The 19,232-nt window shown below is 71.9% G+C and carries 18 protein-coding genes; 11 read left to right on the plus strand and 7 right to left on the minus strand.

Annotation, left to right across the window (positions count from 1 at the left end; translation table 11 throughout):
* The first annotated feature begins 124 nt into the window (after positions 1-124).
* The 7 genes from lpxO (at position 125) to ABFC67_RS03135 (ending at position 7,462) form a co-directional block, all read left to right on the plus strand.
* Complete coding sequence (lpxO, locus tag ABFC67_RS03105; protein WP_346736581.1) at positions 125-1,036, plus strand: lipid A hydroxylase LpxO; 912 nt, start codon at positions 125-127, stop codon at positions 1,034-1,036.
* A gap of 249 nt (positions 1,037-1,285) precedes the next feature.
* Entirely contained in the window at positions 1,286-2,695 is a 1,410-nt protein-coding gene (locus ABFC67_RS03110; protein WP_346736582.1) for a DUF1254 domain-containing protein, read from the plus strand.
* A gap of 157 nt (positions 2,696-2,852) precedes the next feature.
* Positions 2,853-3,158: a hypothetical protein gene (locus ABFC67_RS03115; RefSeq protein ID WP_346736583.1), complete on the plus strand. Its 306-nt coding sequence runs from the start codon at positions 2,853-2,855 to the stop codon at positions 3,156-3,158.
* 169 nt (positions 3,159-3,327) lie between these two features.
* On the plus strand, positions 3,328-4,338 hold the full coding sequence (locus tag ABFC67_RS03120; protein ID WP_346736584.1) for a lysylphosphatidylglycerol synthase transmembrane domain-containing protein: 1,011 nt from the start codon (positions 3,328-3,330) through the stop codon (positions 4,336-4,338).
* 135 nt (positions 4,339-4,473) lie between these two features.
* Positions 4,474-5,283 (plus strand): ATP-binding cassette domain-containing protein, encoded by an 810-nt coding sequence (locus ABFC67_RS03125; protein WP_346736585.1) that lies wholly within the window; start codon positions 4,474-4,476, stop codon positions 5,281-5,283.
* A complete protein-coding gene (locus ABFC67_RS03130; protein ID WP_346736586.1) occupies positions 5,228-6,094 on the plus strand; it encodes an ABC transporter permease in 867 nt (288 codons plus the stop codon). Before ABFC67_RS03125 ends, ABFC67_RS03130 begins: the two co-directional genes overlap by 56 nt.
* A gap of 249 nt (positions 6,095-6,343) precedes the next feature.
* Positions 6,344-7,462 (plus strand): ABC transporter permease, encoded by a 1,119-nt coding sequence (locus tag ABFC67_RS03135; RefSeq protein ID WP_346736587.1) that lies wholly within the window; start codon positions 6,344-6,346, stop codon positions 7,460-7,462.
* 123 nt (positions 7,463-7,585) lie between these two features.
* Here the strand turns inward: ABFC67_RS03135 and ABFC67_RS03140 are convergent, their stop codons facing one another.
* Positions 7,586-8,059 carry a nuclear transport factor 2 family protein gene (locus ABFC67_RS03140; protein WP_346736588.1) on the minus strand — a complete coding sequence of 158 codons (474 nt, stop codon included), beginning with the start codon at positions 8,057-8,059 and terminating at the stop codon, positions 7,586-7,588.
* A 228-nt stretch (positions 8,060-8,287) separates the two neighbouring features.
* Between ABFC67_RS03140 and ABFC67_RS03145 the strand changes: the two genes are divergently transcribed.
* The 3 genes from ABFC67_RS03145 to ABFC67_RS03155 all read left to right on the plus strand — a co-directional run bounded on the left by ABFC67_RS03145 (position 8,288) and on the right by ABFC67_RS03155 (position 10,578).
* Positions 8,288-9,154, plus strand: coding sequence for a hypothetical protein (locus ABFC67_RS03145; RefSeq protein WP_346736589.1), 867 nt, complete (start codon positions 8,288-8,290; stop codon positions 9,152-9,154).
* Entirely contained in the window at positions 9,151-9,786 is a 636-nt protein-coding gene (locus ABFC67_RS03150; protein ID WP_346736590.1) for a hypothetical protein, read from the plus strand. The genes ABFC67_RS03145 and ABFC67_RS03150 overlap by 4 nt, the downstream gene beginning before the upstream one ends.
* Before the next feature lie 237 nt (positions 9,787-10,023).
* Entirely contained in the window at positions 10,024-10,578 is a 555-nt protein-coding gene (locus ABFC67_RS03155; protein WP_346736591.1) for a DUF924 family protein, read from the plus strand.
* 15 nt (positions 10,579-10,593) lie between these two features.
* Here the strand turns inward: ABFC67_RS03155 and glk are convergent, their stop codons facing one another.
* The 5 genes from glk to ABFC67_RS03180 form a co-directional block, all read right to left on the minus strand.
* Positions 10,594-11,568 carry a glucokinase gene (glk, locus tag ABFC67_RS03160; RefSeq protein ID WP_346736592.1) on the minus strand — a complete coding sequence of 325 codons (975 nt, stop codon included), beginning with the start codon at positions 11,566-11,568 and terminating at the stop codon, positions 10,594-10,596.
* Between the two features lie 137 nt (positions 11,569-11,705).
* Positions 11,706-12,794 carry a DNA polymerase IV gene (gene dinB / locus ABFC67_RS03165; protein ID WP_346736593.1) on the minus strand — a complete coding sequence of 363 codons (1,089 nt, stop codon included), beginning with the start codon at positions 12,792-12,794 and terminating at the stop codon, positions 11,706-11,708.
* Between the two features lie 69 nt (positions 12,795-12,863).
* Complete coding sequence (locus ABFC67_RS03170) at positions 12,864-13,454, minus strand: C40 family peptidase (RefSeq protein WP_346736594.1); 591 nt, start codon at positions 13,452-13,454, stop codon at positions 12,864-12,866.
* Positions 13,455-13,684: 230 nt separating this feature from the next.
* Complete coding sequence (locus ABFC67_RS03175) at positions 13,685-15,682, minus strand: oligopeptide transporter, OPT family (RefSeq protein ID WP_346736595.1); 1,998 nt, start codon at positions 15,680-15,682, stop codon at positions 13,685-13,687.
* A gap of 162 nt (positions 15,683-15,844) precedes the next feature.
* Positions 15,845-16,543, minus strand: coding sequence for a glutathione S-transferase N-terminal domain-containing protein (locus ABFC67_RS03180; RefSeq protein WP_346736596.1), 699 nt, complete (start codon positions 16,541-16,543; stop codon positions 15,845-15,847).
* Between the two features lie 192 nt (positions 16,544-16,735).
* On the opposite strand from ABFC67_RS03180, the gene ABFC67_RS03185 reads away from it, so the two are divergent.
* Positions 16,736-18,187 (plus strand): PLP-dependent aminotransferase family protein, encoded by a 1,452-nt coding sequence (locus ABFC67_RS03185; protein WP_346736597.1) that lies wholly within the window; start codon positions 16,736-16,738, stop codon positions 18,185-18,187.
* Positions 18,188-18,196: 9 nt separating this feature from the next.
* On the opposite strand, the gene ABFC67_RS03190 is transcribed toward ABFC67_RS03185, so the two are convergent.
* Positions 18,197-19,135, minus strand: a complete 939-nt coding sequence (locus tag ABFC67_RS03190) for a hypothetical protein (RefSeq protein ID WP_346736598.1) — start codon at positions 19,133-19,135, stop codon at positions 18,197-18,199.
* Positions 19,136-19,232 lie beyond the last annotated feature (97 nt).

A 19,232-nucleotide genomic window follows, 5' to 3' on the forward strand; every position in this document is an offset into this window, starting at 1 on the left:
GGCGGCACGACGCGCGGGGCGCCGCCGCGAGTGTGGCATGAACGCCGCCGGCCGCCGCCGGCGCGGGTGATAAAATCCGGCGCGCCCGGACCCGGGCCCCCTTCCCGCCAACCGATCGCCGCCGATGTACGCCGTCAAATGGATCTTGCTCGCCGTCCTGGTGGCCTCCGCCGTCTACGTGCATTTCCGTGGGCGCGTGCGCCATCGCGTGTTCCGCCAGATCACCGACCACTCCACCTTCATGGCGCCGATCAACGTGGCCATGTACGCGTGTTCGCGCGTGCCGACCACGCCGTACCTGCCGATGGACAGGCTGCCGGAGCTGGCCACGCTGCGCGCGCACTGGCGGGAGATCCGCGAGGAAGCGGTCAAGCTCGCCGAGGCGCAGCGCATCAAGGCCTCCGACAAGTACAACGACGCCGGCTTCAACTCGTTCTTCCGCGCCGGCTGGAAGCGCTTCTACCTCAAGTGGTACGACGTCGACGCGCATCCGTCGGCGCAGCGGCACTGCCCGCGCACGGTCGAACTGCTGCGCGGCATCCCGACGATCAAGGCGGCGATGTTCACCGAGCTGCCGCCGGGCAGCCGCCTGACCAGGCACCGCGACCCCTACGCCGGCTCGCTGCGCTTCCACCTCGGCCTGATCACGCCCAACGATGATCGCTGCTACATCGACGTCGACGGCCAGCGCTACAGCTGGCGCGACGGCGAAGGCGTGGTGTTCGACGAGACCTACATCCACTACGCTGCCAACGAGAGCGAGCGCAACCGCATCATCCTGTTCTGCGACGTCGAGCGTCCGTTGAAGTACCGCTGGGCGGCGACGTTCAACCGCTTCGTCGCGCGCCACCTGGTCGCCGCCGGCGCCGCGCCCAACGACGAGGGCGACCGCACCGGCGGCATCAACAAGGCGTTCAAGTATTTCTACGCGGTGCGCCTCAAGGGCAAGGCGCTGAAGGCGAAGAACCAGACGCTCTACTACGTGCTCAAGTGGACGCTGCTGGGCGGCATCCTCGCCCTGATCTTCCTCACCTGACCCGGCGCGTCGGCGCCCGCGTGCGGAACGTGATGCCGGCAATGGTTTCCGCTGTTTCCGCGCGCTAACGTGCGTGCGCGCCGCCGGCTGCCGGCGTCGCGGGGGGGGGCGCATGCCGAAGCGGAAACGCCAGCCGTCGGACCGCACCGGCAGCCGCGGAGGCGGCTGCGGCCGCCCACGGCATGCAGGGCGTGCGCGCCGCCGGCGTCGCGCGACCCCGCCGTCGCCTCATCCACAAGGAGCCCGTGCATGAAGCCGCTGCCGCGCGCATTCGCCATCGTCGTCTGCCTGGCGCTCGCCGCCTGCACGCTGCAGCCGCACCGGCCGAGCCCCGCCGAGCAGGCCGAGATCTGGCGCATGACCGCCGAGGGCGGCGTGGTCTACGGCTACCCGCTGCTGCTGATGGACGCGACGCGCGCGCTGCAGACCGCCGTCGCCGCGCCCGACGCCGAACGCGCGCCGGTCAACCGGCTGCGCCTGCAGCGCACGCTGCCGGACGCGCGCACCACCGACGTGAGCTACGCCAACGTCGATGCGCTGTACGTCAGCGCCTGGCTCGACCTCGCCGCCGAACCGCAGGTGCTGGTCGTGCCCGATCCCGGCCAACGCTTCGTGATGCTGCCGCTGCTGGACGGCTGGAGCGAAACCTTCGCGCGCCTCGACGCGCGCGGCAGCGGCCGGCGCGGCCGCGCCTACGCGCTGGTCGGGCCGGGCTGGCAGGGCGACCTGCCCGACGGCGTGCAGCGCATCGACGCGCCGACCGCGATGGTCTGGCTGCTCGGCCGCGTCGGCGTCGACGGCCGCGACGACCTCGCCGCCGCGCGCCGCCTGCAGGCGCGCTTCCGCCTGCTGCCGCTGTCGGCGTGGGGCAAGCGCTACGCGCCGCCGAAGCGCGCGCCGGTCGACGCGGCGGCGGATACCGCGACGCCGCCCGCCGCGCGCCTCGCGCACATGGACGCCGCCGCGTTCTTCGGCAGCCTCGCCATGCTGCTGCACGACAACCCGCCGCGCGCCGCCGACGCGCCGCTGCTGGCGCGGCTGGCCACGCTCGGCGTCGTGCCCGGCCGAACGTTCGATCCCGCCGCGCTGCCGCCGGCGCAGCGCGCGGCAGTCGAGGCGGGCGTGCGCGACGGCCTGCGTACGGTCGCCGACGCCGGCCGCGCCCCGCGCACGCACGCGGTCAGCGGCTGGAGCTACGCGCTCGACGCCGGCCGTTACGGCGTCGACTACCGCCGGCGCGCCGCGGTCGCCGCCGCCAGCCTCGGCGCCAGCGCGCCGCAGGACGCGGTGTATCCGTTCGCGCGCAGCGACGCCGCCGGGCAGGCGCTCGACGGCGCGCACCGCTACGTGCTGCATTTCGACAAGGACGCGCTGCCGCCGGTGGGCGCGTTCTGGTCGCTGACCGCCTACGACGCGCAGGGCCGCCTGGTCGCCAACCGCGACGGTCGCTACGCGCTGGACAGCCGCGACCGCCTGCGCTTCGACAAGGACGGCTCGCTCGATCTCTACCTGCAGCGCGCGCCGCCCTCGCGCGCGCGCCGCGCCAACTGGCTGCCGCTGCCGGCGGGCGCCTGCGCGGTGGTCCTGCGCCTGTACGCGCCGAAGCCGGAAGTGCTGGACGGCCGCTGGGCGCCGCCGCCGATCGGCCGCGCCGACTGAGCGGGACGCGAAGCGCGCTGCACCCGGATGCCGACGGCGCGCGCGTCGGACGCGGCCGACACGCCGCGTCGGCGCACGCCGCGCGTCGCGCCCGCGCGCCGCATCGCGACGCCCGCCGCGCTACCTTCGCGCCACGCCCACGACACGGAGGTCGACCATGCGCCGCATCATCCCGCTCGCACTCTGCCTGCTGTGCGGCATCGCCGCCGCCGCCGACACGGTCCGCATCGGCACGCACCTGATCGAAGTCGGCGATTCCGCCGCGCTGCTGCGCGACGTCGCCGGCGAGCCGGACGCGCGCGCGTCCGCACGCGCCGCGCCCGCAGCGCGCGGCTCCCGGCGCCGCGGCGCACGACGCGACGCCGGCAGCGGCGAACGCTGGACCTATCGCGACCGCGGCCGCACCCTCGGCTTCGTCATCCGCGACGGCGTGATCGTCGCGATCGAACAGGGCCGGCGCTGAGCGCCCGCGCGGCCGGCCGCCGGAACACCGCCACCTCCGACGCCGGCGCCCTCATTTGCGGCAGGTCAACGGACGGCGAACGCCACCGTGCTCTGATGCGTCGCCTCGCCGGGCGCGGCCTCCTTCGGCTGCATGGCCATATCGGTCCTCGACAACGGCGGTTCGGACGATGGAGCCTGAAGCCGCTCCGCGCGCGTCGCGCCTGCGCTACGCAGGCCTGCTGATCGGCCTGCTCGGCCTCGCCGCGCTGGCCGGCGTGGTGCTGCACCTCGGCGACGTCGAGCGCTTCGCCGAGCTGCTGCGCGCGCTGGCGCCGGCGTGGCTGCTGCTCGCGCTGCTGCTGCAGGGCGGCACCTACCTCAGCATCTCCACCTCCTGGTGGACCGGCCTGCGCCACGCCGGCGCGCGCCACACCCTGCGCGAGCTGCTGCCGCTGGCGCTGGCCAAGCTGTTCGTCGACCAGTCGGTGCCGACCGGCGGCTTCAGCGGCTCGGCGTTCCTGGTGGCGGCGCTGGCGCGGCGCGGCGTGCCGCGCCCGGCCTGCGTCGGCGCGCTGATCGTCAACCTGCTCGGCTACTACGGCGCCTACCTGCTGGCCGGACTGATCGGCATCACGCTGCTGTGGCTGCGCCACGAGCTGCGCACCTGGATGCTGGTGATCGCCGCCGCCTCCACGCTGGTGGCGCTGGCCACGCCCGGCGCCGTGTGGTGGCTGCACAAGTACGGCCGCGGCGAACTCGACTGGCTGCGCCGCCTGCCCGGCGTGCGTTCGCTGCTGGACGCCGCCACCGAAGCGCCGGTCGACCTGCGCCGCCACCCGCGCGCGCTGCTCGCCACCGCCGCGCTCAACTTCGCCGTGATCGCGCTCGATGCCGCCACGCTGTGGACGATGCTGCACGCGCTCGGCCTCGGCACGCCCTACGCCGTCGTGTTCCCCAGCTTCCTGCTGGCGATGATGATCACCACCGTCGGCGCGATCCCGCTCGGCCTCGGCTCGTTCGAAGCCACCTGCGTCGCCGCGCTGACCCTGCAGGGCGTGCCCATCGAAGGCGCGCTCGCCGCCACGCTACTGCTGCGCGGGTGCACGACGTGGCTGCCGATGCTGCCGGGGCTGCTGCTGGCGCGGCACGAGCTGCGCGAAACGCCCGCCGCGTCGGGCGACCGCGCGCCGTCGCCGTAGTGCGCCTCGGCTCCGCAGCGCGGCGGGTTGATCGACGTCAAGCGCCATGCACGCACGGCGTTTAGCGTGAAGGCCAGGCGATCCGCTCTTCGCGGGCGGCGGAACAGGGTTTCCCGGCACACCCGGAGCCTGCACATGACGGTGATCCTCGACGCGCAGTCGTTGACGCGGCGGTTCGGCGACGTCGTCGCGGTCGATCGTGCCACGCTCACGGTCGGCGAAGGCGAGGTGTTCGGCCTGCTCGGGCGCAACGGCGCGGGCAAGAGCACGCTGATCAAGATGCTGACGACGCTGCTGCCGCCCAGTTCGGGCAGCGCGCGGGTGGCCGGCTTCGACCTGGCGCGCGAACCTGCGCGCGTGCGACGCGCGATCGGCTACGTGCCGCAGGCGTTGTCCGCCGACAGCGAGCTGACCGGCTTCGAGAACCTCGACGTGTTCGCCCGCCTCTACGACATTCCGCGCCGCGTGCGCGACGCGCGCATCGCCGAGGCGCTGCGCCTGATGGACCTGACCGAGGTGGCGGACCGGCTGGTGAACACCTACTCCGGCGGCATGGTGCGCCGCCTCGAAGTCGCGCAGTCGATGCTGCACCGGCCGCGCATCCTGTTCCTGGACGAACCGACCATCGGCCTCGATCCGCTGGCCCGCGAAACCATCTGGCAGCACATCGAGGAGCTGCACTCCACGCACGGCACGGCGATCTTCCTCACCACGCACTACATGGACGAGGCCGCGCAGCTCAGCCACCGCGTGGCGATTATGCGGCGCGGCGCGATCGTCGTCACGGGCACGCCGGCGGCGCTGTGCGAGGAGCTTGGCCAGCGCGGCCAGGCCGAGGCGACGCTCGACGACGTGTTCGTGCACTACACCGAAGACGAGCGCGAATCCGATGACACCTATCGCGAAACCGCCGGCGCCCGACGCGCCGCCTCGCGGCTCGGCTGATGTCTTCGCCGGCGACGGCGCGCCGCGCGGACTGCGCCGCGCATCCAGCTACGCGGCCAAGGTGTTCGCCATCGCGCGCATGGAGACGCGCAAGCTGCGGCACGACCCGACCGAGCTGCTGACGCGTGCGATCCAGCCCGTGCTGTGGCTGGCGGTGTTCGGCCAGGTGTTCGCGCACACCCACGCGATCCCCACCGGCGCGCTCGGCTACGTGGACTTCCTGGCGCCGGGCGTGCTGGCGCAGAGCGTGCTGTTCGTCGCGATCTTCTACGGCATCTCGGTGATCTGGGAGCGCGATCTCGGCATCGTGCACAAGTTCCTGGCCAGCCCGACGCCGCGCACGGCGCTTGTTTTGGGCAAGGCCACGTCGGCCGGCGTGCGCGCGCTGTCGCAGGCGCTGATTGTCTACCTGCTGGCGCTGGCGCTCGGCGTGCGCGTGCAGGTCGCATCGTCTTCCGTCGCCGGCGTGACCGCGCTGGTGCTGCTCGGCGCGGCGCTGTTCGCCACCTTCTCGCTGATCGTCGCCTGTCTGGTGAAGACGCGCGAACGCTTCATGGGCGTCGGCCAGGTACTCACCATGCCGCTGTTCTTCGCCAGCAACGCGATCTATCCGATCGCCATGATGCCGCCCTGGCTGCAACGCCTCGCGCACGCCAATCCGCTCACCTATGAGGTGGACGGACTACGCGCCTTGATGCTGGCCGGCGGCAGCAGCGCGTTCGGCCTGCCGCTGGACTTCGCCGTGCTGTTGGCGACGCTGGCCGTGCTGGTGAGCATCGCCGGCAGGCTCTATCCGCATATCGTCACCTAGGGATGCTCCGATCAATTCCGTGCGGGCGTCACCGGCGCCGTCTGCGCGCAGATCGCAGGCGCGTCGGCGAAGGCAGGCTGGCCGTCTGTCGAGCCGGCGCGCTACTACGTCGCCCTGCTGCAGACGATCTTCCTCGCCGGCGACGTGTGGAGCGTGATCCTGCCGAACGCCGCCGTGCTCGCCGCGATGGCGGCGCTGCTGGCGCTGCTCGGCTGGCGCGTGACGCGCAAGCAGCTGGCGTGACGTGCCATGCGCGCCTCGCTCTTCCGCATCCTCGCGCTGATCCACAAGGAGCTGCTGGCGATCATGAAGGACCCGCGCAGCCGCTTCGTGCTGTTCGCGCCGCCGGTGATCCAGTGCCTGGTGTTCGGCTACGTCGCCAGCTACGACCTCAACAACGTGCCCTATGCGGCGTTCGACCGCGATCGCAGCGCCGCTTCCTCCGCGCTGCTGGCGAGGTTCGACGGCTCCGGCATCTTCCGCCGCGTGGCGAACCTGAGCCGCGCCGACGACGTCAGGACCTGGATCGACGACCGCCGCGCGCTGCTGGTGATCGCCATTGACCAGGACTTCGAGCGTCGCCTGCAGGCCGGGCGCACCGCCGCCATCCAGGTGATCGCCGACGGACGCAACTCCAACACCGCCGGCACCGCGCTCGGCTACGTCGGCACGGCGGTGGCTGCGTTCAACGCCGACTGGCGCACGGCGCACGGCGCCGCTCCTGCGCCGCTGCGCGTCAGCGCGCGCGTCTGGTACAACCCCAATCTGGAGACGCGCTGGAACTTCATCCCGTCGCTGATCGGCACGCTGACGATGCTGCAGACCCTGCTGCTGACCACCATGTCCGTGGCGCGCGAGCGCGAACAGGGCACGTTCGACCAGCTGCTGGTCACGCCGTTCCGGCCCGGCGAGATCATGGTCGGCAAGGCGCTGCCCTCGGTGCTGGTCGGCATCGGCCAGGCGACCACCGTACTGCTGGTGGCGCAACTGTGGTTCCGCATCCCCTTCGCCGGCCACTACCTGACGCTGTACGCCGGGCTGGCGCTGTTCCTGTTCGCCGCGGTCGGCATCGGCCTGCTGCTGTCCTCGCTCGCCGCAACCATGCAGCAGGCCACGCTCTACACCTTCGTGTTCATGATGCCGTTCATGCTGCTGTCCGGCCTGAGCACGCCGATCGCCAACATGCCGACGCCCGTGCAGTACTTCACGCTGATCAACCCGCTGCGCTACGCCATCGAGTTCGCGCAGCGCGTCTACCTCGAGGGCGCCGGCTTCGAGCGCCTGGCGGCGGACCTGTGGCCGCTCGTCGCCATCGCCGCCGTCACCCTGCCGGCGGCGGCGTGGCTGTTCCGCCGACGCATGGCCTGAGGCCGGCGGACACTTCGCCGGAATGCCGGTCGCCTTCGCACTCGACCTGCCCGAGACGCCCTCCCGCCTCCATCGTCAACGACCCAGCCGGCGAGGCAGGCGAACCGATCCCGTTTCGGTGCGTCACGTCGAAGGGCATTCGATGCGGGTGTCCTGCGCCGCGATGATCTGCCACTTTCCGTTGCGCCTGAGCCAGGTGTCGGTCCACACCAGGCATCGGCGCTCGTGCTTCGAATCCGGCAGGGTGGCCACGCTGGATTCCGATCCGTAGACGACGGCGACGTCCGCGCCGAAGAAGCGCACGTCGGCGCCGAGCAGGTGGCAGTCCGCCGAGAAGCGGGTCGCCGGATCGTAGGCCGGCGCGTCCTTCGGCTTGTCGTAGCGCGTGCCTTTCGGCGAGGTACCCCGAAAGTCCGCCGCGAGCAGATCCGAAAGCACCCACGGGTGCCCGCAGGCCTGCTCCGCCCACGCCCGCTCCTGCGCGATCATCCACCGCGCGGTCTTGTTCGCATCGGCGGGCGCCTCACCGGCCACAGCCTCCCCAGCCGCCGAGGCAACACAGGCCATCATCAGGGCAACGAATACATGCCGACTCATGGATCCCCTCGCGATTGCAGGAAGAAATAGGACTTTGACCCCTGTTCCGCCGACAACTGCCTGATTACTGCCGGCTCGACACGTTCGCAATGGTGCGGCTATGGGCCTTGCTGAAGGGTGAGCGGCCTCCGGTATCCTGACGGCAGATGGCAGGGACGACTCGACCCACCGAACAGTGTTTCTCTACTATCGAAGCCAAAAAAGCTCGGCCTGACGAATCCTGCCGCCATGAAACTCGTGTTGTCACGAAAGGGCTTCGACTCGCAGTACGGCGGGTTTCCGAGCCCGATCTTTCCCGATGGGCGGATTCTGTCGTTGCCGATTCCATCGCAACACGATCGCTGGACCATGGGCGATGTCCGATGGGGCGATATCGATCCGAACCATGTCCTTCGTGATCTCACCCGAGGTCGCTTCGACTCGACCACTCGCGTTCATCTCGATCCGGATCTCGACAGGCGAATGGACAGACGGCTTCCGGGATGGCGGCCCAGTTTGGGGCAGACAGGGTCTCCGCAAGGACACTTGAGCCGACAGGGCGTGGGTGCAGGGGATGTCTTCCTGTTCTTCGGCTGGTTCCAGCACGTGAAGTTCAATCGGGGCCGTTGGAGCTACGATCATGGGTCGCCCGGCTTCCACATGATGTTCGGATGGCTCGAAGTGGAATTCGTGCTGCCGCTCAACGGCGACCGAAGCAACGTGATTTCCGAGAGACCGTGGCTGGCGGATCACCCTCATGTTGCGGCCCCGAGCCACTACACCGACCCGCGAAACACCATCTATGGTGGTCGCGAACATTCGGGGTTGGTCACTGCGTGTGCGGGAGGCGGCGTGTTCAACCGATTCGGCGAGAAGCTGGTACTCACGAAGCCGGGCGCCAGTCGAAGCATCTGGAGGCTTCCGCCATGGTGGTATCCGCAGCCTGGGAAAAGGCCGTTGTCGTTTCACGCAAGCCCGGAGCGATGGGCCTTGGATAACGGGGATTGCCGGCTCCGAACCGTAGGGAAGGGACAGGAATTCGTGGCGGACGACGACTCCTACCCCGAGTTGAAGGATTGGGTTTCCGGCATCGTCTCAGCACACGCCGGCCGATGAATACATTTCTCGTCTACCTGCGGAGGCCAGACGGGATCGATGATCGAAGGAACGATCCTTTCTGGGAGTTCGGCAGCTTCGGCGTAACCCGCTGCCATGCCTCGAATCTGCTGCATCCACGCAAGACACCGATTCGCAAGGGCGATCGCCTCGCCTTTCTTCAAGGCGGGATGGGCGAGATCCGGGTGATTTGCCTGACGCCTGCTGTCGATTTACTCAAGCCATGCAACGTTGATGGCTTTGTCGAGGTTCGTTGGGATCCAGCGCATCGTCCGCTCAAGTTCGCCGCGTCCCCCTTGCTGGTCAACAACGATGGGGATTCGGACTTCCCAGCCATCTTCGATCTGATCAAGGACGCATCCAGGCTCACATGGTGCAGTAAGGCTGCCAGCAAGCTGCGCAGCAGGTCTTCACCCGCGCCTGCCGCGCTTGTCAGCCAGATACACCGCTGGTTCGATCAACCGCGAAAAGGTCTTGAACACCCCTACACCGAGACCGTGTCCAGTCCACCTTCACCATGGCACGAGCGAGCTAAGCAGCAGGGATGGGCAACACGCTCTGAGCGGGAAAAGGTTTATCTCGAGCTTTCCGGGCACGGAGTGATTCCCGCGTGCCGGAAGCGATCATGCTGATCCCCTGTGCGAAGGCACAACGGCCTTCGCCGCAACATCGGAGTGATGAGCGTAACCCCGCAGCCTAAGGCTGTCCGGCTACGCGAGATACCGGCGGCCAACCCTGGCCATCCAGGCACTTATGACAGCACGCCAGCCTAATCCTGCAGCCCTGCTCCGACGCGCAGACGGCGCATCACAGGGCCATGGCATCCTGCCCACTCAGGCGACCGTGCGCACCTTGATGCGGATTCGGCCATGACGCCATCGCTCCCCGATCCAGGTGAAATCGTCGCCTTCTGGCGCGCCGCCGGCCCATCGCGCTGGTTCAAACGCGACGACGCCTTCGACGCGGCGTTCTCGGCGCGCTTCATGGAGGCGCACCACGCGGCGGCGCGGCGGGAGTTGGAGGATTGGATGGCGAGCGCGGAGGGCGCGCTGGCGCTGTTGATCCTGCTGGACCAGTTTCCGCGCAACGCGTTTCGCGGCAGTGCGCATGCGTATGCGACGGATGCGCTGGCGCGGCATTACGCGGCGCGCATGGTCGAGGCAGGTTTGGATGCGCAGGTAGAGGCGGGGTTGCGGGTGTTTTGCTATCTGCCGTTCGAGCATTCGGAGGAGTTGGCGGACCAGGAGCGGTCGATGGCGCTGTTCCGCGCGCTGGGCGATGTGGGTTATCTGCGCTATGCGGAGGCGCATCGCGACGCGATCGCGCGGTTCGGCCGCTTTCCGCAGCGCAATCGCGCGCTGGGCCGCGCGACCACGCCGGAGGAGCAGGCGTGGCTGGACGCGGGCGGCGGCTTCGGCGGCTGATCGCGCCGCGCCGACTCAGGCCGCGGGCCGGCGCAGCGCCACCGCGGCGCCGAGCAGGCCGGGCTGCGGATGGGTGATTACGTGGACCGCGACCGCTTCCATGTAGGCGGCGAAGCGCCCCTTGGCGAGGAAGCGTTCGCGGAACGCGCTGGCGCGCAGGAACGGCACGAAGCGCGGCACGATGCCGCCGGCGATCATCAGCGTGCGCGCGCCGTGGATCAGCGCGATGTCGCCGGCGACGCTACCCAGCACGGCGCAGAAGCGCGCCAGCGCGCGCTCGGCGTGCGGATCGCGGCCTTGCAGCGCGGCGCCGACGATGGCCGCGGGTTCGCGCACGCCGTCGTCGCTGCCGTCGGGCACGCCGCGCAGCGCGGCGTCGATGTGCGACAGGCCCGCGCCGCTCAGCAGGCGCTCGGTCGAGACGCGGCCGCAGCGCGCCTCGATCCAGCGCGCGATGCGGCGCTCCTCGTCGTCGAGCGGCGCGAAGCTGGCGTGGCCGCCTTCGGTTTCGACCGCCTGCCAGCCGCGCTCGCGCGAGCCGACCAGCAGCGCCACGCCGAAGCCGGTGCCGGGGCCGAGCACGCTGACCGGCGCGCGCAGCGGCGCGTCGGCGTCTCCGTGCAGCGCGACGCGGTCGCCCGGCCCGAGTTCGGGCACGGCCCAGGCGATCGCGCCGAAGTCGTTGAGCAGGCGCAGCTCGTCGAGGCCGAGCGCGCGCCGCAGCGCATCGCGGCCGAACGACCAGGCGCGGTTGGTCAGGAAGATCGCGTCGGCATCGGCGTCCACCACCGCGGCCAGCGCGAACGCGGCGCGGCGCGGCTTCGCGCCGACGCGCGCCAGGTAGTGCGCGGCGGCGTGCCGCAGGCTGGGGAAGTCGGCGCCGCGCAGCGTCTGCGCTTGCAGCACCCGCGGCGCCGGCGCCGCCGGATCGGTCAGCGCAAAGCGTGCGTGGGTGCCGCCGATGTCGGCGATCAGGTCGAGTTCGGCCATGGCCGGAGGCTGCCTGGATTCGACGCGTGGCTCATCGACGTGGGGCGGCGCGGCGCTCCGCAGTCGCGCGCGGGGCGATGCCGGCCATCATTGCAGCGCCGCGGCCGCGGCGCCAGCACGGGAATCCGAGCGCCGCCTCAGCGCGGGGACGGCGCGAACAGGTCTTCCTGCGCGGCCCAGTCGTCGCGGTCGACGAAGCCGGACAGGCCGACGCCGACCAGCCGGTACAGCGCGTCGGCCGGACGCTCGACGCGCTCGCGCAGCGCGCAGGCGATATCGGCCAGCTCGCGCGCGGAGGCCGGGCGCAGCGGCGGCGTGAGGCTGCGCGTCAGCACGTGGAAGTCGGCGGTCTTCAGCTTCAGCACGACGGTGCGCGCGACACGCCCGCTTTCGCCCTCGGCGGCGGCCCAGGTCTTCTCGGCGAGGCGGCGGATGTGCGGCTCCAGCGCATCGAGGCGCAGGTCGTGCTCGAAGGTGTCCTCGGCCGACACCTGCACGGTCGGGCGCTCCGGCTCGACCGGATGCTCGTCGATGCCGCGCGCCAGCTCGTACAGGCGCCGGCCCCAGCGGCCGAAGCGCTGCTCCAGCGCGTCCGGCGCGAAACCGCGCAGCTCGCCGACCGTGGCCACGCCCAGTTCCGCCAGCCGCCGCTCCATCACCTTGCCGACGCCGGGCAGGCGGCCGACCGGCAGCGGCGTCAGGAACGCCTCGACGCGCGCGGGCGGGATCACGAACAGGCCGTCCGGCTTGCGCCAGTCGGAGGCGATCTTGGCCAGGAACTTGTTCGGCGCGACGCCGGCCGATGCGGTCAGCCGGGTCTCCTCGCGGATCGCGGCGCGGATCGCCTCGGCGGTGGCGGTGGCGGTGGGCAGGCCGGTCCTGGCCGCGGTGACGTCGAGGTAGGCCTCGTCCAGCGACAGCGGCTCGATCAGGTCGGTGTGGCGCGCGAAGATCTCGCGCACCTGCCGCGACACCGCGCGGTAGCGCGCGAAGTCCGGCGCCACGAACACGGCCTGCGGGCAAAGGCGCTCGGCGCGCAGCGCCGGCATCGCCGAGCGGATGCCGAAGCGGCGCGCCTCGTAGCTGGCCGCGCACACCACCGAGCGCGCGCCGCGCCAGGCGACCACCACCGGCTTGCCGCGCAGCGCGGGGTCGTCGCGCTGCTCGACCGACGCGTAGAACGCGTCCATGTCGACATGCACGATCTTGCGGAGCGGCGCGGACACGAGGCTGGCGGCGCGGAACGGAAGCGTCCGCGCATGTTAGCGCGGCGCGGGCGCGCCGCGCGGGGGCACTCAGCGCTGGGCCAGCGCGTCCATGCGCTTGGCGCCGGCGAAGCGGCGCGCCCAGTAGCTCTCGGCGAGGCTGTCCACGCGCACGCGCTCGCCGCGCGAGGGCGAGTGGATGAAGCGGCCGTCGTCGAGGTAGATGCCGACGTGGTTGATGCGGCCGTGCCGGTCGCGGAAGAACACCAGGTCGCCGGTGCGCATGGCGTCGCGGTCGACGCGCTCGCCGACGCGGAACTGCGCGGCGGAGTTGGGCGGCAGGTCCAGCCCCAGCGCCTGCGCGAACACGTAGTGCACGAAGCCGCTGCAGTCGAAGCCGCCGGACGGGTCGCGGCCGCCGAAGCGGTAGCGCACGTCGCGCTGCAGCAGGGCCGTATCCACCAGGCGGCGGACCTCGGTCGTCGTCTCGTCGGCGGGCGCGGGCGCCGCGTCCGTCGACGGCGCGACGACATGCTCGGCGGCGAAGAACGGCACGGTCATCGCAGCGAGCGGGAGACTCGCGGAGGGCGAGGCCAGCACGGACGGCGCGGCGGCGGCCGGCAGCGCGCCCAGCGCCAGCAGCAGGCTGCACACCCATGCCTCGGCCTTGCCTGCCCTCATGCGCACCCTCCGATCCATAGCGGGCCGCCCGGGGGCGGACGGCGAGTGGCCGAAGGTAACGGATGCGCGGCGGGAGGATGTTCAATAAACGTTAGCCCGGGCCGTTGCCAGCGCCCGTGTTCAGCCTTCGTAATGAGACCGGCGCGCCTCGGGGCGATCCGGCAGCACCGGCGCACGCGGCAGGCGGCGCGTCCGGGCCGGCCGGAGCCGGCCCGGAGGTCCCTTGACGATCAACCGCTTACGGCGCGGCCCATCCGCGCAGCCCAAGCGTACAGCCCGGCCACCAGCGCGACGAAGGCGAGGCCGCCGATCCACAGCGAAGCATCGGCGAAACCTTCCCCGACCAGTGCCAGCGGCGCCGGCTTGCCGGAGAAGGCGACGATCGCCGCGATCACCACGCCCAGCACGCTCTCGCCGACGATCAGGCCGGAGGCGAGCAGCACGCCGAGCTGCTTGGTCGTTTCCGGATTGCGGCCGCGCTCGGCGAGGCGGTCGTAGACCCAGCCGACCACCGAGCCGACCACCACCATCAGCGTGCTGATCGTCGGCAGGTAGATGCCGAGGCCCACCGCCAGCGGCGGCAGGCGCAGCCGCCGGGTGCTGCGCGCCAGCAGCGCGTCCAGCACGATCACGCCGATGCCGATGCCGACGCCGACCCAGATCAGGTTCCAGTCGATGTTGGCCTGGATCACGCCCTGCGCCAGCGCCGAGATCAGGCCGGCCTGCGGCGCCGGCAGCGCGTTCGCGCCGGCGCCGGGCGCGCCGGCGAAGCCGTAGGCCTGGTTCAGCAGGTCCAGCACCGGCGGGATCACCGCCGCGCCGGCGACCACGCCGATCACCAGCGCCACCTGCTGCTTCCACGGCGTGGCGTCGACCAACTGGCCGGTCTTCAGGTCCTGCAGGTTGTTGTTGGCGATCGCGGCGACGGTGAACACCACCGAAGTGACGAACAGCGCGAACGCCACCAGCGCCTTGCCCGATTCCGGCGACACGTAAGGCTTCACGCCGAACACCAGCAGCAGCGCCGCGCCGATCACCACCAGGATGCCGATGCCGGACAGCGGGCTGTTGGAGGAGCCGATCAGGCCGGCCATGTAGCCGCACACGGTGGAGACGAAGAAGCCCATCAGCACCACGTAGGCGACTCCGCCGATGGCCAGCAGCATCATGTGGTCGCCCAGCCCGCTGATCGAACCGAAGTAGCCCAGCAGCCAGGCGATCGGGATGAAGCAGGCCAACGTGACCAGGCCGACGATGCCGATCGGGATGTCGCGCTCGGTGCGCGGCAGCATGTCGCCCTTGCCGGCCTTGCGCACGCGCGAGGCGGCCATCGCCGAGGTCAGGCCGGCGACCACCGGCCTGACCAGCTTGGCCAGCGTCCAGATCGCCGAGATGCCGATCGCGCCGGCGCCGACGAAGCGCACCTTCCCGCTCCAGGTGGCCAGCGCCAGGTCTTCGGCGCCGCCGCCGGTGACGCCCGCCAGCAGCGAGTAGTGCGGCACGCCCCAGCCCCAGCCGATCAGCGCGCCGACCAGCATGGCGATGCCGACCGACAGGCCGACCAGGTGGCCGATCGCGAACAGCGCGAACGACAGGTTGAAGTCGAAGCCGCTGACCGCGCCCTTGTTGCCGAGGCGGAAGTAACTCACCACGTCGCTGGCGAACACGTGCGTGGCCACCACCACGGCGAACACCGCGGAGACGACCGAGCCCCAGATCACCGCCAGCAGGCCGGCGCGGTTCTCCTGCTCGGTGGAAGCGCTGACCTGCGCGCCGCAGCCCACCTTCAGCACCTCGGCGCAGGCCAGGCCCTCCGGATACGGCAGGTCGGAGTTGGTCACCAGCGCGCGGCGCAGCGGGATCGAATACATCACGCCGAGGATGCCGCCCAGCGCGCACACCGCGAACGACAGCCAGAACGGGAAACCGGTCCACCAGCCGATCATGATCATGCCGGGCAGCACGAAGATGATCGAGGACAGCGTGCCCGCCGCCGAGGCGACGGTCTGCACGACGTTGTTCTCCTGCATGGTGGCGTTGCCGAGCGCGCGCAGCATCGCCATCGAGATCACCGCCGCCGGGATCGAGGTGGCGAAGGTCAGGCCGGCCTTCAGGCCGAAGAAGACGTTGGCGGCGGTGAACACCACGGTGATCACGATGCCGATGATCAGGCCGCGCAGCGTCAGTTCGGTGCGCGGCTCCAGGCCGGCGCTTTCGGGTGCGGTCACGTAGGGTTCTCCGTCATGGCTGGGTCCGCCCGGCCCCTCGCCGGGCGCGCCGCGCGCCGGCCATCGAGGCCGGCCGGGCACGGGCGGTGCGCACGATAGCGCGGATTCGCCGCACTTTCCCGCCGGACGGGTACGGCGGGCGCGGCGCCGCGCTGCAGCCGCTCAGCGCGCGGCCGCGCCCGCCGCGGCGGGATCGCCGTCCGGCGCGGCCTGCACGGCGCGCCCCGGCCGCGCGTACACGTCCTCGACGCCGGCGTAGGTGCGCTGCACGGCGGGCCGCGCCGCGACCGCCTCGAACCAGCGCTGCAGGTGCGGGAAATCGCCCAGCCGCTGGCCGTGCGCCGCGTGCGGCACGATCCACGGGTAGCAGGCGATGTCGGCGATCGAGTATGCGCCGGCGACGAACGCGCGGTCGGCGAGGCGGCGGTCGAGCACGCCGTACAGGCGGCGGGTTTCGCGGGCGTAGCGTTCGATCGCGTAGGGCACCTTCTGCGGCGCGTATACGTTGAAGAAGCCGATCTGCCCGGCCATCGGCCCCAGCCCGGCCACCTGCCAGAACAACCACTGCGACACCTCGGCGCGGCCGCGCGGGTCGGCCGGGACGAAGCGACCGGTCTTCTCGGCCAGGTAGAGCAGGATCGCGCCCGACTCGAACAGCGACAGCGGCGCGCCGCCGCCGGCCGGCGCGTGGTCGACGATCGCCGGGATCTTGTTGTTCGGCGAGATCGCCAGGAACCCGGGCTTGTACTGCTCGCCCTTCGACAGGCGCACCGGCACGACGCGGTGGGCCAGCCCGGCCTCCTCGAGGAACAGCCTGATCTTGAGGCCGTTCGGCGTCGGCGCGTAGTACAGGTCGATCATCGCGGTGTCCTCGTTGCGGCGGTCGGGCGGAGCGGCGGCCGCGGGCGCTGCGCGGATGCCGGCGCGGCGCGCCGGCGCGGACGGCAGCGGCGGCAGGCGCGGGGCGCGGCATGGCGAGGCCCGGGTCGGGTTCGACGCGGCTAAGATAGCCGCGCGCCTGGTCCGCCACGAGATCCAGGAAAGGCGGGTTTCATGGATCCAGTGCTCGAATTCCCGATCGACCTGCCGGCGCGCGATTCGCGCAACCTGCTGCGCGCCCTGCACGGCCAACTGCGCGCGGCGATCCTGGACGGGCGCCTGCGCCCCGGCCTGCGCCTGCCGCCCACGCGCGCGCTCGCGGCGGCCTGCGGCGTGTCGCGCAACACCGCGGTGGCCGCCTACGACCTGCTGCTGAGCGAGGGGTACCTGCTGACCCGCCCGCGCGCCGGCGCGTTCGTGGCCGACGTGCTGCCGACCGCGCCCGCGCACAAGGCTCCGGCGCGCGGCGCCAACGCCGACCGCCGCCTGGCCGCATTCTGGCGCAGGCCGCCGCTGGCGCCGTCTGCGCCGCCGCACGCGCCGCCGCGCTGGGACTTCCGCCTCGGCGTGCCGGACGCGGGCGCGTTTCCGTTCGACGTCTGGCGGCGCCTGTCGGCGCGCGCGCTGCGCGCGGCGGCGAAGGCGCCGGCGGCCTACCTCGACGCGCAGGGCCAGCCGGCGCTGCGCGCGGCGATCGCGCAGCACGTCGCGTTCGCGCGCGCGGTCGCCTGCGGCGCCGACGACATCGTCGTCACCGCCGGCGCGCAGCAGGCGTTCGACCTGCTGGCGCGCATCCTGGTCGCGCCCGGACGCACCGTGGTCGCGGTGGAAAATCCCGGCTACGCGCCGGCCCGCGCCGCGTTCGCCGCCGCCGGCGCGAGGATCGCGCCGGTGCGCGTCGACGACGAGGGACTGGTGGTGGCGCGCCTGCCGCGCGAGGCGCGGGTGATCTGCGTGACGCCCTCGCACCAGTTCCCGCTGGGCGTGGCGATGTCGGCGCGGCGCCGCGCCGAACTGCTGGAATTCGCCCATCGCCACGGCGCCGTGGTGATCGAGGACGACTACGACGGCGAATTCCGCTACGCCGGCCGCCCGCTCGATGCGCTGCAGACGCTCGACCGCGCCGACTCCGTGTTCTACGTCGGCACCTTCTCGAAGTGCCTGTTCCCGGCGCTGCGGCTCGGCTTCGTGGCGGCGCCAGCGTGGGCGCGCCGCGCGCTGGTCGGCGCCAAGCTGGCCGCCGACGGGCACTGCCCCGGCGTCGCCCAGGACGCGCTGGCCGCGTTCATCGCCGCGGGCCACCTGGCGCGCCACGTGCGTCGCATGCGCGGCGTCTACGCGGCGCGCCGCGAGGTGCTGCTGTCCGGCCTGCAGCGCGACCTCGCGCCGTGGCTGCGGCCGCTGCCCGCGGTCGCCGGGCTGCACCTGGCCGCGCGCGCCGCGCCGGGCTTCGACGCCGACGCGCTGGCGCGCCGCGCGCGCGAGCACGGCGTCGGCGTGCAGTCGCTGCGCGGCTACCGCGACGGACCGGCCGGCGCGTCGGGGCTGGTGTTCGGCTTCGGCGCGATCGAGGCGGACGCGATCGCGGAAGGGCTGGCGCGCCTGCGGCGTCTGTGCCGTGCGTGATCGCGCGGCTCAGAGATCGACGCTGGCGGTGAAACGCATCTGCCAGGGCGCGACGAGCTGGTTGCCGCGCATGCGCTGGTACAGCGGCGCCTCGACGTCGGCGTAGAAGTGCATGCGGCGCACGCGCAGGTCCAGGCCGGCGGCGGCGAGCACGCGCTCGTAGCCGGTGTCGGCCGTGTTTGCCTCCGCGCCGGCATCGTGGCGGCGCACCGACAGCAGCGCCTCCAGCACCGGCGTCAGCGCGACGCCCGGCGCGAGCTGCCAACCCTGGGGATAGGCGCCGAGCACGCCGTTCAGCTCGGCGCCGGGACGGTAGCCGCGGCGCTGCCGCGTGGGCAGGTCGAGGTCGGCCTGCGCGAAGCCGCTCCAGCGGCCGTCCTTGTCGATGCCGAAGCGGTGGAAGCCGCCGAACAGCAGGTCGGTGGTGCCGGTGCCGATCTGCGTGTCGCGCTCCAGCCCGGCGTGGTTCCAGTCGCCGGTGGGCAGCTTCACGCCGAAGTTCAGTCCGCTCGACAGGTCGGGCGAGAAGCCGGTGTAGGTGGCGAGGACGCGCGCGTCGCCGATGCCGCCGTGGTCGATGCGGACGATCTCGCCGCTGTCCTCGTCCACCGCGCTGACGTGCCGTTGCGTATAGGGCAGCGCGACCGTCAGGCCCCAGCGGCGGTCGAACATGGTTTGCACGCCGGCGGTGTAGAAGCTGCTGCGGATGTGCAGGTCGTCGTTGTCGGCGGCAGGCGCCGAGGAGGTGCCCGACCAGTTGCGCGTCTGGTCGATGTAACCGCCCTGCGCGAACAGCGTGGTGTGCGCGCCACTGGGAAACAGGCTGCTGGTGGCGACGTCGAACACGCCGCAGCCGCAGGCGCAGGCGCTGGCCGCGCCGGGTGCGGCGAGGGCGAGCGCCGCCAGCGCGCCCAGCGGCGCGGCGGAAATCTTGCGGAACGTGGACATGCAGGAAGGGGGAAAGAAAGGGGGGGAGACGGCGGAGGAAGATCACTCCATCGCGCCGGGAATGAGACGCCGGACGGGCCGGCGGACGGGGGGCGGG

Origin of the sequence: Mizugakiibacter sp., assembly GCF_039680435.1 — a bacterium.
Classification (GTDB): Bacteria; Pseudomonadota; Gammaproteobacteria; order Xanthomonadales; family Rhodanobacteraceae; genus Mizugakiibacter.

Coding starts and splice junctions, on each gene's coding strand:
- ABFC67_RS03140 (WP_346736588.1), bottom strand. CDS start 8,059: ATGAGTCGGCATGTATTCGTTGCCCTGATGATGGCCTGTGTTGCCTCG.
- ABFC67_RS03130 (WP_346736586.1), top strand. CDS start 5,228: ATGACACCTATCGCGAAACCGCCGGCGCCCGACGCGCCGCCTCGCGGC.
- ABFC67_RS03155 (WP_346736591.1), top strand. CDS start 10,024: ATGACGCCATCGCTCCCCGATCCAGGTGAAATCGTCGCCTTCTGGCGC.
- ABFC67_RS03115 (WP_346736583.1), top strand. CDS start 2,853: ATGCGCCGCATCATCCCGCTCGCACTCTGCCTGCTGTGCGGCATCGCC.
- ABFC67_RS03135 (WP_346736587.1), top strand. CDS start 6,344: ATGCGCGCCTCGCTCTTCCGCATCCTCGCGCTGATCCACAAGGAGCTG.
- ABFC67_RS03125 (WP_346736585.1), top strand. CDS start 4,474: ATGACGGTGATCCTCGACGCGCAGTCGTTGACGCGGCGGTTCGGCGAC.
- ABFC67_RS03185 (WP_346736597.1), top strand. CDS start 16,736: ATGGATCCAGTGCTCGAATTCCCGATCGACCTGCCGGCGCGCGATTCG.
- ABFC67_RS03170 (WP_346736594.1), bottom strand. CDS start 13,454: ATGAGGGCAGGCAAGGCCGAGGCATGGGTGTGCAGCCTGCTGCTGGCG.
- ABFC67_RS03110 (WP_346736582.1), top strand. CDS start 1,286: ATGAAGCCGCTGCCGCGCGCATTCGCCATCGTCGTCTGCCTGGCGCTC.
- ABFC67_RS03190 (WP_346736598.1), bottom strand. CDS start 19,135: ATGTCCACGTTCCGCAAGATTTCCGCCGCGCCGCTGGGCGCGCTGGCG.
- ABFC67_RS03145 (WP_346736589.1), top strand. CDS start 8,288: ATGAAACTCGTGTTGTCACGAAAGGGCTTCGACTCGCAGTACGGCGGG.
- ABFC67_RS03180 (WP_346736596.1), bottom strand. CDS start 16,543: ATGATCGACCTGTACTACGCGCCGACGCCGAACGGCCTCAAGATCAGG.
- glk (WP_346736592.1), bottom strand. CDS start 11,568: ATGGCCGAACTCGACCTGATCGCCGACATCGGCGGCACCCACGCACGC.
- lpxO (WP_346736581.1), top strand. CDS start 125: ATGTACGCCGTCAAATGGATCTTGCTCGCCGTCCTGGTGGCCTCCGCC.
- ABFC67_RS03120 (WP_346736584.1), top strand. CDS start 3,328: ATGGAGCCTGAAGCCGCTCCGCGCGCGTCGCGCCTGCGCTACGCAGGC.
- ABFC67_RS03150 (WP_346736590.1), top strand. CDS start 9,151: ATGAATACATTTCTCGTCTACCTGCGGAGGCCAGACGGGATCGATGAT.